The sequence below is a fragment of the Stenotrophomonas pictorum JCM 9942 genome, assembly GCF_001431585.1.
GTDB classification, from domain to species: Bacteria; Pseudomonadota; Gammaproteobacteria; order Xanthomonadales; family Xanthomonadaceae; genus Stenotrophomonas; species Stenotrophomonas pictorum.
Map to the genome: position 1 here is coordinate 1 of NZ_LLXS01000058.1, position 11,691 is coordinate 11,691.

11 protein-coding genes are annotated in these 11,691 nt (G+C 67.1%); 5 read left to right on the plus strand and 6 right to left on the minus strand.

Annotated features, from left to right (window positions below):
* The 3 genes from ARC78_RS15160 to ARC78_RS15170 all read left to right on the plus strand — a co-directional run.
* On the plus strand, window positions 1-1,211 hold a 1,211-nt coding region (locus tag ARC78_RS15160; RefSeq protein ID WP_057506581.1), incomplete at its 5' end, for a GGDEF domain-containing protein.
* 48 nt (window positions 1,212-1,259) lie between these two features.
* Window positions 1,260-1,982 (plus strand): pseudouridine synthase, encoded by a 723-nt coding sequence (locus tag ARC78_RS15165; RefSeq protein WP_054657347.1) that lies wholly within the window; start codon window positions 1,260-1,262, stop codon window positions 1,980-1,982.
* An 88-nt stretch (window positions 1,983-2,070) separates the two neighbouring features.
* On the plus strand, window positions 2,071-3,135 hold the full coding sequence (locus tag ARC78_RS15170) for a GGDEF domain-containing protein (RefSeq protein WP_054657349.1): 1,065 nt from the start codon (window positions 2,071-2,073) through the stop codon (window positions 3,133-3,135).
* A 48-nt stretch (window positions 3,136-3,183) separates the two neighbouring features.
* On the opposite strand, the gene ARC78_RS15175 is transcribed toward ARC78_RS15170, so the two are convergent.
* From ARC78_RS15175 to ARC78_RS15185, 3 genes are read right to left on the minus strand one after another with little or no spacing between them, the layout of a single operon-like run.
* On the minus strand, window positions 3,184-4,095 hold the full coding sequence (locus ARC78_RS15175) for a DMT family transporter (RefSeq protein WP_057506582.1): 912 nt from the start codon (window positions 4,093-4,095) through the stop codon (window positions 3,184-3,186).
* Between the two features lie 46 nt (window positions 4,096-4,141).
* Complete coding sequence (locus ARC78_RS15180) at window positions 4,142-4,975, minus strand: DUF72 domain-containing protein (protein ID WP_057506584.1); 834 nt, start codon at window positions 4,973-4,975, stop codon at window positions 4,142-4,144.
* Window positions 4,976-5,011: 36 nt separating this feature from the next.
* Window positions 5,012-5,446: a VOC family protein gene (locus tag ARC78_RS15185; RefSeq protein WP_054657351.1), complete on the minus strand. Its 435-nt coding sequence runs from the start codon at window positions 5,444-5,446 to the stop codon at window positions 5,012-5,014.
* Window positions 5,447-5,552: 106 nt separating this feature from the next.
* Between ARC78_RS15185 and ARC78_RS15190 the strand changes: the two genes are divergently transcribed.
* The gene (locus tag ARC78_RS15190; protein WP_425480572.1) at window positions 5,553-7,139 is read left to right on the plus strand and encodes a serine hydrolase; all 1,587 of its coding nucleotides are present in this window, start codon (window positions 5,553-5,555) and stop codon (window positions 7,137-7,139) included.
* Window positions 7,140-7,411: 272 nt separating this feature from the next.
* A complete protein-coding gene (locus tag ARC78_RS15195; protein ID WP_054657353.1) occupies window positions 7,412-9,244 on the plus strand; it encodes an ABC transporter ATP-binding protein in 1,833 nt (610 codons plus the stop codon).
* Window positions 9,245-9,415: 171 nt separating this feature from the next.
* Here ARC78_RS15195 and ARC78_RS15200 read toward each other — a convergent pair whose 3' ends face one another.
* The 3 genes from ARC78_RS15200 to hchA form a co-directional block, all read right to left on the minus strand.
* Window positions 9,416-9,928 (minus strand): DUF1993 domain-containing protein, encoded by a 513-nt coding sequence (locus ARC78_RS15200; RefSeq protein WP_054657355.1) that lies wholly within the window; start codon window positions 9,926-9,928, stop codon window positions 9,416-9,418.
* Window positions 9,929-10,109: 181 nt separating this feature from the next.
* Window positions 10,110-10,601, minus strand: coding sequence for a thermonuclease family protein (locus ARC78_RS15205; RefSeq protein ID WP_054657357.1), 492 nt, complete (start codon window positions 10,599-10,601; stop codon window positions 10,110-10,112).
* Window positions 10,602-10,824: 223 nt separating this feature from the next.
* Window positions 10,825-11,688 carry a glyoxalase III HchA gene (hchA, locus tag ARC78_RS15210; protein WP_057506583.1) on the minus strand — a complete coding sequence of 288 codons (864 nt, stop codon included), beginning with the start codon at window positions 11,686-11,688 and terminating at the stop codon, window positions 10,825-10,827.
* Window positions 11,689-11,691 lie beyond the last annotated feature (3 nt).

Sequence of the window (11,691 nt, forward strand, 5' to 3'; positions counted from 1 at the left end):
GACTGGGGGCCCCCAGTCCGGTGCAGCAGATCGATACCGTGCGCCTGCTGATCCGCACCGCCTGCATCGCCATCGCGTTGGCATTGGCGTTGTCGGCGTTGATCGGTTTTCTCACCACACTTGGGCGCGAATTCCTGCTGTACGCGCTGGTGTGCGTGCTGCTGGTGGTCTGGCAGTCGGTACTGAGCGGGCTGAGCGGCTACCCCGAGCCGTGGTTGCCGGTGGGACGCACGGCAGCGTGGTGGCAGGTCGCGCTGTCCTCGCTGCGGGTCGCGGTGATGGGCTGGATCATGTGGCGGCTGTGCGGGGGGCCACGGGTGCTGCAGCGCTCGCGGCCGGTGATGAAAGGCCTGCTGGCCGTGCTGGTCGTGCTCGCGCTGGGCGCGCCGGCGATGCCGTGGCCACTGCTGTCGTGGGTGGGAACGGCCCTGGACCATCTGTTCCTGCTGATCTGCGCGCTGACCTTCCTGCTGGGGGGCGTGTCGCTGTACCGGCGCAATTTCAGGGCGCTGGAGGGGCTGGCCGCGGTGCTGCCGCTGCTGGTGATCGAACTGGCGGATCTGTTCGGCAGCCGGCTGCTGGTCCAGTACCGGGTCGAAATCATCCAGCTGTCGGTCACCTGGTTTTTGATGGTGTCGGCCTATTCACTCAACCGTGGCCTGGGCCGTCTGCGCCAGCAGCGCGACGAGATGCGGCATCTGGCCGATACCGATGCGCTTACCGGGCTGCCCAACCGTCGCGCCGGCTTGCGCCAGCTTGAGCAGTACATGCAGCAGGCGCGCGCCAGTGCACAGCCGCTGTCGATCGGCTTTCTCGATATCGATCTGTTCAAGCAGATCAATGACCGCTACGGCCACGATGTGGGCGACGAGGTGCTGGTGCTGGTCGCCAGGACGCTGGCGCAAGGCGTGCGTAACAAGATGGATGTGATCCGCATGGGCGGCGAGGAGTTCCTCGTGCTGCTGCCGGGCACAACGGCCGGCGTGGCTGCGCCGCGGCTGGAGCAGATGCGCGAGAAAATCACGCACAACGCCCGGAATCTGCAGCATGAAGGGCTGGTGGTGACGGTCAGCATCGGGCTGGCGCAGCTGCAGGCGCGGGACGAGGATGTGGCCGGGCTGATGCGGCGGGCCGACAACGCGATGTACCGGGCCAAGCGCGCGGGCCGCAATCGCGTGGTGGATGCGGGCTCGGAGCTGGAAACCGCCTGAACCGGCCGCGCGCTGTTCGGACAGCAGGCGATGGCGGATAATCGCCCGATGACAATCCGAATCAACAAGCACATTGCCGAAACCGGCTTCTGTTCCCGCCGTGAGGCCGATCGCCTGCTCGCCGCCCGCCGCGTCACCGTCAACGGCATCGTTGCCGGCACCGGCGCCGTGGTGGGCGAGGGCGATCAGGTGCTGGTCGATGGCCAGCCGCTGCGCACCCGCGCCGTTCACAAGAGCACTGGCCGTCGCCATGTCTATATCGCGCTGAACAAGCCGGTGGGCATCACCTGCACCACCGAGACCGAGGTCAACGGCAACATCGTCGACTTCGTCGGGCACGAGCAGCGGATTTTCCCGATCGGCCGGCTGGACAAGGATTCCGAAGGCCTGATCCTGATGACCAGCAATGGTGACATCGTCAACAAGATCCTGCGTGCAGAAAACGGCCATCAGAAGGAATACCTGGTGGCCGTCAACAAGCCGGTCACCGACCAGTTCCTGCGCGGCATGGCCCGTGGTGTGCGCATCCACAACGAGATGACGCTGCCGTGCCGCACCTCGCGCATCGCCAAATTCGGCTTCCGCATCATTCTCGAGCAGGGTCTGAACCGGCAGATCCGGCTGATGGCCGCGGAGTTCGGCTACCGCGTCACCCAGCTGCGGCGCGTGCGCATCGACAACATCAAGCTCGGTGCACTCAAGCCCGGACAGTGGCGCAATCTCACCGAACAGGAGTTGCGCGGCCTGCTGCCGCAACAGACCGATTGGTGAAGTGTGACCGGCTCGCTGCCGTCTCTGCGTGCGGTGGCTAGAATCCCAGATGCCCACCTGATGCCAGCCGCCGGATCGGAAACCGAGCATGATCAAACCCGCGCTTCCCGCCAATGAAGCCGAACGTCTGGCGGCGCTGCACCGCTACCGCATCCTGGATACCGCGCGTGAGCAGGAGTTCGAGGATCTGGTGACCATCGCCCGCACACTGTGCGGGACGGCGATGGGCGCGGTGACCCTGATCGATCAGGACCGCCAATGGTTCAAAGCGCTGCAGGGGTTTGAGAGCGAGCAGACCACGCGTGACGAGGCGTTCTGCGCCCATGCCATTCTCCAGCCGGGGCAGCTGACCGTGGTTCCGGATGCGCGGCAGGATGCCCGCTTTTGCGGCAATCCGGCGGTGGTTGGGGAACCGAACATCCGCTTCTATGCCGGTGCCCCCCTGTTGAGCAGTGACGGCCATGCGCTGGGAACCCTGTGTGTGTTCGATTCGGCGCCCGGCATGCTGGATGCGGACCGTGCCAGCGCCCTGCGCGCGCTGTCGCGGCAGGTGGGACGGATGATGGAAATGCGTCTGCTGCGCCGCGAGATCGACCATCACCATCGCGAGCACGCGTGGTACGAGGCACGGCTGGCCGAGTACTACCAGCAGCTGGAACAGACCAATCTGGAGCTGTCCGAACAGACCCGCACCGATCCGCTGACCGGCCTGCCCAACCGCCGCGCCCTGGCCGCGGCGATGTCCGCCTCGATCGAACGCGCCGTCGAAGGGCCGCCGGCGGTGGCCATCGTCGATATCGACCACTTCAAGAGGGTCAACGACATCCACGGCCACAGCGAGGGCGACCGCGTGCTGACCGAGCTGGCCGATGTGCTGCGCGCGCAGTTTGCCGGACGCGGCATGGCTGCCCGCTTCGGTGGCGAGGAATTCGTGATCCTGATGCCCGGGACCCCGCTGCACCAGGCCGAATTGCAATGCCACTACCTGCGCGAGGCCGTGCGCCTGTTGCCGATCGGGCTGCCGTTGTCGGTCAGCATCGGTCTGGCCGCGCACCGTGCCGGGGAAACCCCGGCCGATACCCTGCGCCGGGCCGATGCCGCGCTCTACCAGGCCAAGGCCCAGGGCCGCGACCGGGTCGTGCTGGCCGACTGAGCCGGCCCTGCCGGCAGGACGGAGCGAGCTCGTTGCCGTGTGTGGCGCTCAGCTGGCGGTGGCGGCCGGCCGCAGGCGGTTGAGCAGCGGATGCAGGAACACGCCACCGAGGATGATCGTCACACCCAGATAGAACTGCGCTGACAGTTCATGCTGCTCGGCCAGGAACAGCATCGCCAGCACAATGGCGTACACCGGCTCCAGGTTGGTTACCAGCTGCACCGTGTAGGCGCTCAGGTGGCGCAGCGCGACCAGTGCCAGCGCGAACGGCAGCAGCGTGCACAGCCCCGACAGGGCCAGCAGCAGCAGGCCATCGTGCAGATCCGGCAGAACCCACAGATCGCTGGCCAGGGCCGGCAGCAGGAACGGCAGCAGCGGCGCCAGCAGGGTCAGAGTCAGGGTGCCGGCGCCCAGCTCCAGCGCGGTCACCGTCAGCGGGTCGGCGTGGCCGACCATGCGCTTGTTGAACGAGCCGAAGATGGCGACCAGCAACGCCGACAGCGCGCCCACCGCCACGCCCAGGCGCATGCCATCGGGCACGCCGCCGACCACCAGCGCCACGCCCGGCAGTACCACCACACCCAGCGCCAGTTCGCGCAGCTGGAACGGACGCCGGGCGATCCATGGTTCGATGATCGCGGTGAACACCGGCGCCAGCGCGATGCAGGTCGCCGCCACCGAGGCGTTGGCCAGCTTCACCGCACCGTAGAAGGTCAGCCAGTGCAACGCCACCAGCGCGCCGATGCCGGCATAGCCGAGTACCAGCCGTGTGCTGAGGCTGGACAGCCCGCGCCAGACCCGCGGCAGCAGCGCCAGCATCGCCACCACCAGCAGCATCCGCCACCACACCAGCGGCAGGGCGGGCAGGGTGATCAGCTTGCCGAGGATGGCGGTCACGCCCCACAACAGCACACAGAAATGGATTTGCAGCAGGGCTTTGCGGGTGTCGTTCATCGGCATGGGCGAATTGTCGCCGATGCCTGGTCCGGTCGCTGTGCCGCTTCCGTCACTTTTCGCCCAGAAGCCGCAACAGTGCCTGCGCCGCCGCCGGGTTGCGGTGCTTGGCGGCACTGATGAAGTAGATGAACACCTCGCGCGGGGTGCTGGCGACGGTGTCCGGCCGCACCAGGTACGGCAGATCGGCAGGCGCGGCCCCCTGTCGCCAGCGGTGCGCGCGTTCGGCCCACTGGGCCAGTTCCGGCAACGGGTAGCCGCTGGCGTGTACGTCGCGACTGTCCATCAGTCGCGCATAGACGAAGTCGCCGCACAGGTCGGCGGCGTTGGGATGCGTGGCCGAGTCGGTATAGACCAGTGCCATGCCGTGCTGCCGGGCCAGCGCCACCAGTTGCGCGGTGAACACGCTGCGCTCGCGCACTTCCAGCGCATGCCGCTGCTGGCGCCCGTTGACCCGCGTTGGCAGCAGCGCCAGGAAGCGGGCGAAGTCGTCCGCTTCCAGCGCACGCCCGGCCTCGAACTGCCACAGCAGCGGCCCCAGCCGGGCACCCAGATGGCTGATGCCATCGATGAAATCCTCGACCTGCGCACCGGTAGACGCCAGCTTGCGTGCGGTGAAGATGCGCTTGGGCGCCTTGGCCGAGAACACGAAACCTTCCGGCGTGGCATCGCGCCAGGCGGCATAGATCGCCGGTTTCTGCGCGCCGTAGTAGGTGCTGTTGATCTCGATACTGGTCAGCTGGCGGCTGGCGAACTCCAGCTCGCGCCGTTGCACCAGCCCGGGCGGATAGAACGCGCCGCCACGCCAGGGGGCATAGGTCCAGCCGCCGATGCCGACATGGAAGCCGGACGGCGAACGGACATCGCGGGAAAACAGGTCATCCATGCGCAACGTGTCCACGCGAAGCACCATTGTGCCGGGTCAGGGAGCCGTCGGCGCCTGCCAGGGATCGTAGCTGCCGAACCACCACAGATGGCCTTCGATATCGCGGCAGCCATAGCCGCGGCCGCCGTAGTCCTGGTCGGCGAGTGCGATGACGATCTGCGCGCCGGCGGCCCGGGCGCGGACGCAGTGGGCATCGGCGTCGGAGACGATCACGCAGACGCTCTGGGTTTCCCGGCCGCCCACCTCATCGGGCTGGACCATGTTCGCACCCCATGGGCCGGGCTGCACCGAGCCGAGCATCAGCATGCCGTTGCCGAACACCAGCTGCGCGTGGTGGACGATGTCACCGTCCCGGTACACCGCATGGCGCTGGAAACCGAACGCGTGGCACAGCCAGTCGATGGCGGCTGGCGCATCGCGGTAGCGCAGGCACGGAACAAAGGTGGCGGTGGTGCGGGCGGCAAGTTCCATGGCGGCGTTCCTGCGGGCGGTGGAAGGCGAGCGTGCGCGTGCGCGCGTTACCATCGCGGCAAGGCCGGCCCGTGCGGGGCGGGTATCGATCCAGAGGGAACACACATTGAACAACTGGTTGGGCGGCGGGCTGGTGCTCGCGATGGGGATGGCCGCACAGGCCGCGTTGGCACAGGAAACCGTGACGCCGGCGCAATTGCAGCAGCTCGATGCCACCGTGGAACGGGTACGTGAGCAGTTCGACGTGCCGGGCGTGGCGGTGGCGGTGGTCAAGGACGGCAAGGTCATCCTGCAGCGTGGCTGGGGCGTGCGCGAGCTGGGCAAGCCCGAGCAGGTGCAGGCCGACACGCTGTTCGCCATCGCCTCCAACACCAAGGCCTTCACCGCCACGGCGCTGAACCTGCTGGCCGAGGACGGCAAGCTGAAAATGGACGACCGGGTGATCGACCACCTGCCCTCGTTCCGTATGTCCGATTCCTATGTCACCGGCGAGATGCGCATCCGCGATCTGCTCGCGCACCGCAGCGGCCTGAGCCTGGGGGCCGGTGACCTGCTGTTCTGGCCGACCACCACCTACTCCAATGCCGAGGTCGTGGCGCGGCTGGCCAAGGTGCCACTCAAGGGCGGCTTCCGCGACCGCTACGCCTACGACAACATCCTCTATGCCGTGGCCCAGCAGGTGATCGAGACTGTGTCCGGACAGTCGTTCGATGCTTTCCTGCAGCAGCGCATCTTCGACAAGGTCGGCATGGCCGGCACCCGCTACAACGCCGATCACCTCCAGCCCGGTGACAAGGCCGCCGTCGGCCACGCCAAGTTCGATTTCACCGACCTGCGCCCGGTGCCGCCGCTGACCTGGTCCAACGCCGCCGGCGCCGGTGGCCTGTATTCCAGCGTGCAGGACATGGCCAAGTGGATGAACGTGCAGCTGGCCGAAGGCCGGCTCGCCGATGGCACGCCGCTGTTCAGCGAGAAGACCCAGCAGCAGATGTGGCAGATGCAGATTCCGCAGGTCGTGCCCAAACCGTCGGTCCCGGAACTGGACGCGGCACGGCCGAACTTCGCCGGCTACGCCGAGGGCTGGAGCCTGAGTGACTATCGCGGCCAGAAGCTGGTCTGGCACACCGGCGGCTGGCCGGGACAGGTGTCGCGGCTCACCCTGGTGCCGGGGCAGGAGCTGGGCGTGGTGGTGTTGACCAATGCCGAGTCCGGCGCCGCGTTCAACGCCATCACCATGAGCGTGCTCGATGCGATGCTCGAGGCGCCGGCGCACGACTGGGTGGGTGCCTATGCCGCCGCCGTGGCCAAGTCGCAGGACAAGGCCGATGAAAGCTGGGCCAACCATGTGGCCGCGCGCGATGCCAAATCCAAGCCCTCGCTGCCGCTGGCCGGCTATGCCGGTGCGTACCGTGATGCGTGGTATGGCGATGTGTTCGTCGAGCAGCGTAGCGGCAAGCTGCGGCTGCGCTTCGGTGCCACCGCCGATCTGGTCGGCACCATGGAGCACTGGCAGCACGACACCTTCATCGTGCGCTGGGACAACCGCTCGCTCAACGCCGACGCCTTCGTCACTTTCAGCCTCGACCCCGACGGCAAGGTGCGCGAGGTGCGCATGCAGGCGGTGTCTTCGCTGACCGATTTCAGCTTCGATTTCCAGGATCTGCTGCTGGTGCCGGTGTCTGACAAGAAATGAGTGCCACGGCGCCATCGGTCAGGCCGGTGGTCGCCAAGCGGCAGGCCGGTTCCATCACGCCGGCGCTGCCGGGTCACCACCGGCGGGGCAGATAGCGCGACCGGTTTTTCCCGGCAGTCCGGCATGCCGAACTACCGGCGATAGCGGGACCGTTCCGCCCGCAGGCGGGCCTGGCCGTGGTGGTGGCGCACAGCCAGGCGCGTGCCCTGTGCGCTCTGTACTGCAGGGATACGCGACAATGGCCCACCTCGTCTGATCGCTGGCCTGCTTCCATGTTCCGTTGGTTCGAATCCCGCCTGGACCCGTTCCCGTCCGATCCGCCCGCGCAGCCGCCGCGCGGGCTGTATGCGTTCTGCCGGCACTACACGCGTGGCGCGGAAAAATGGCTGCTGCTGATGGCGCTGACCACCGCCGGCATCGCGGTGGCCGAGCTGGCGCTCTACGCCTATGTCGGCGCGCTGGTGGACCGGCTCGGCAGCAGCACGCCGGCCAGCTTTCTCGCGGCCGAAGGCCCGCGCCTGCTGTGGATGGCGCTGCTGGTGCTGGTCGGGCTGCCGTTGCTGGTGATGGTCAATTCGCTGGTGCAGCACCAGACCCTGCTGGGCAATTTCCCGATGCGGATCCGCTGGAGCGTGCACCGCTACCTGTTGCGGCAGTCGATGGGCTATTTCCAGGACGAGTTCGCCGGGCGCATCGCCACCAAGCTGATGCAGACCTCGCTGGCGGTGCGCGAGACGGTGGTCAAACTGTTCGACATCGGCAATTACGTGCTCGTGTTCTTCATCGGCACGCTGGTGGTGGCCGGTGCCACGGATTGGCGGATGATGCTGCCGTTCGTGGCCTGGCTGATCGGGTATGCGCTGTTGATGTGGCATTTCGTGCCCCGCATGGAACGCATCTCGCGCGAGCAGGCCGACGCGCGCTCGGAGATGACCGGGCGCATCGTCGACAGCTACACCAATATCGCCACGGTCAAGCTGTTCTCGCATTCGCGGCGCGAGCAGGCCTACGCACGCGAAGCGATGGCCGGCTTCCTGGACAAGGTGCATCCACAGATGCGGCTGGCAACGCGGGTCTACTCGCTGCTGTATGCGCTGAACATGCTGCTGCTGTTTTCCTCGGTGGTGCTGGGGCTGTGGCTGTGGCAGGGCGGCGTGGTGAGCGCCGGTGCGATCGCCGTGACCGTGGCGCTGGTGCTGCGCATGCTGGGCATGTCGCAGTGGATCATGTGGGAGCTGTCGTCTTTGTTCGAGAACATCGGCACCGTGCATGACGGCATCAACTCGATCTCGCTGCCGCCGACGGTGGACGATGCGCCCGGCGCTCCGGAACTGGCGCACTTGGCCGGCGACATCCGTTTCGAGGGCGTGTCCTTCCACTACGGCAAGCATCAGGGCCTGATCGAAGGGCTGGACCTGCACGTGCGTGCCGGCGAGAAGATCGGCGTGGTCGGGCGCTCGGGCGCGGGCAAATCCACCCTGGTCAACCTGCTGCTGCGCTTCCACGACGTCGAACGCGGCCGCATCCTCGTCGATGGCGTCGATATCGCTTCGGTGCAGCAGGACTCACTGCGCGCACACATCGGCGTGGTCACCCAGGACACCTCGCTGCTGCACCGCTCGATCCGCGAGAACCTGCTGTACGGTCGCCCCGACGCGAGCGAGGCGCAGATGCGCGCGGCCGTGGCCAAGGCGCGTGCCGATGGCTTCATCGCCGAGCTGCACGACAGCGAGGGCCGCCACGGCTACGACGCCCATGTCGGCGAGCGCGGCGTGAAGCTCTCCGGCGGCCAGCGCCAGCGCATCGCCATTGCCCGCGTGCTGCTCAAGGACGCGCCGATCCTGATCCTGGACGAGGCGACCTCGGCGCTGGATTCGGAAGTGGAGGCGGCCATCCAGGAGAGCCTGGACGAGCTGATGGGCAACAAGACGGTGATCGCCATCGCCCACCGCCTGTCCACCATCGCGCGCATGGACCGGCTGGTGGTGATGGACCAGGGGCGCATTGTCGAGACCGGCACCCATGCGCAACTGATTGCCGCCGGTGGCCTGTATGCGCGGCTGTGGGCGCGGCAGACCGGGGGCTTTGTGGCGGCGGAGGACTGAGGCGGCGTTCCCGGGCGCGGCCGTTGGCCTTGCCCGGACTACGGCCTGTTGTCTGCCGGCAACAAAAAGCCCCCGCCAGCAGCGCCGGCGGAGGCTTTCAGCGGGTAGCCCGGGTAAGCGGAGCGCACCCGGGGTTTCCTCAATTTGGCAAAGCCTGTCGGGTCGGCAGACTCAGTAGCTGCCCATGTAATCGCGCTTGCCCAGCTCCACACCGTTGTGGCGCAGGATCGCGTAGCTGGTGGTCACGTGGAAGAAGAACTGCGGCAGCCCGTACTGCAGCAGATACACGCTGCCCTGCAGCTTCTTCTCCTTCGGCGTGCCGGCGCGCAGCACGATCTCGCGCGACTCGCTGCCCTCGAACTGTTCGGCACTGAAGCTGTCCACATGTGCCAGCGTTCTGGCGATCAGCGCCTGCAGCTCGGCGAAGCCGGCCTCGGCATTGTCCGGCCACGAGGGCACTTCGGTATTGGCCAGACGCGAGCTGATGCCCTTGGCGAAATCGGCCGCGATCTGCACCTGGCGCACCAGCGGGAACATGTCCGGGAACAGGCGCGCGCCGAGCAGCGCGTTGGGGTCGATCTTCTTTTCGGTGGCGTGGGCTTCGGCCTTGGCCAACACCTCGGACAGGGCGGAGAGCATCTGCTTGAGAACGGGAATCGAGGCGCTGTACATCGAAAGGGACATGGTGGAACTCCTTGAGAGGGGAAAGCCGACGCGGGCGACGACCACGTGTGTAATCAAAGTCCCCACAGCATAGGCGCTCTGCTGCCGCCAGGTTGCCGCCCTGGCCGGTGGATCGTGGAACGCAGCATGTCATGCCGCCGGCCGGAGCCGGCCATGCGCGGCGTCCGCCGGCCCTTGGCCGTCAGTTCTGCGCCTTCTTCGCGCGTCGTGCCGCCGCTTCATTGCGGCGGAACTGCCACGGCGCCACCGGGTGGGGATCGGCCCACAGACCGGTGCCGCTCACGCGCGCCTGGATTTCCAGTACCGGCATCAGGCGGTCATTCAAGTAGTCGGTATAGGCCCAGGCCATGCCGGCCCTGACCATTTCCCGGTTCACGTTGACGCCCTGCACATGCAGCACGCCGATGGTGCGGCCGTAACGATCCTTGCCGTCTTCGACCACCCGCACCGTGCGCCCGAACACCAGCGCCGACAGATGCTGCTGCGAACGGGTGCCAAAGGCCTGGCGTTTTTCCGGGGCGTCGATACTGCCCAGCCGCACCCGCACCTGCTCGCGGTTGTGCAGCACCGTGACCGTGTCGCCATCGGCGACCTTGACCACCCGGCCATCAAAATCGGCATGTGCGCTGGCGCTGACGGCCAGCAGCAGGACAAAAGCAATTACGTGTTTCATCGGAACTCGTGGGTATCAAACAACGGCATCCACGAGCGCACTACTCACAAATACCACCAGTTGCGCCGGAGCGGCGCGATTGCGGGAGGGAAGGGCGCACTGCACGGATGCACATGCCGCGTGCAGCGCGTTGCGTGTCCGCTCCCCCACCGGGGGGCGTCAGCTTAATGATCGGGCGCGAAGCTGCAAGCGCGGCGAAACGCCGCGCGGTGATGGCTGCCGGCTATCGGTTGTGGACGGCCTCCAGCAGCGTGGTGGCGGCCAGCTTGCCCAACGGGTTGGCGGCCAGCGGACTGTCGCCGGTCAGCAGGGTACCGTCGCGGTGCACCGCCCCGGAGATACCGGTGTTGAGGATGTCGAAGCCCAGGGCCTTGAGCTGCTCGCCGAACTTCCAGGTCAGGTGGCCGGGCATGTAGCCGATGTCGGGCGTCTGCGCGTCCATCGCATCGGGAAAGGCGACGATCTTCTTGCCCCGGTAGATCGGGCTGTCGCCCACGGCCAGAAACGCCGCCGGGCCATGGCACAGCGAGATCACGAACTTGTTCTTTGCCGCAGCCCATTCAAGCACCGCCTTGACCTCCGGGCTTTCCGGCAGGCCGATCAGCGCGCCATGGCCGCCGGGGATGAACACCCCGAGGTAGTCCGAATCCTCACCCAGCGCCGTCTCGACCACGTCGGCCAGCTTCAGCGGTTGTTTGAACGCCTCGCGGTACCTGGCGAACAGCCCCAATACCTCGGTGTCTTCTGAAGGCATCGCCCAGTATTCGAACTTCACCGGATTGCCGGACAGCGTGGCGACGTCGAAGGCGAAGCCGGCCTTGTCCAGGTGGTACATCGGCAGCAGGGTCTCCACCGGATGGTTGCCGGTGGAGAACAGGGTGCCGTTGTCGGTGAGCAGATAGCGCTCATCGGCGCCGATCATCAGCAGCTTCCAGCGCCCGCCGGTGTAGGGCGTGGAATAGTCCGCACCGTCCAGGTCGGAGGTGGGCGAGGTGAACTGGCTCAGCGAGTAGGGCGACGGAAAGAACGCGTTGTCTTCGGCCGGATCGGGGGTGGGGCGGCGGTCTTCGGGGGAGGTGTTGCTCATGGG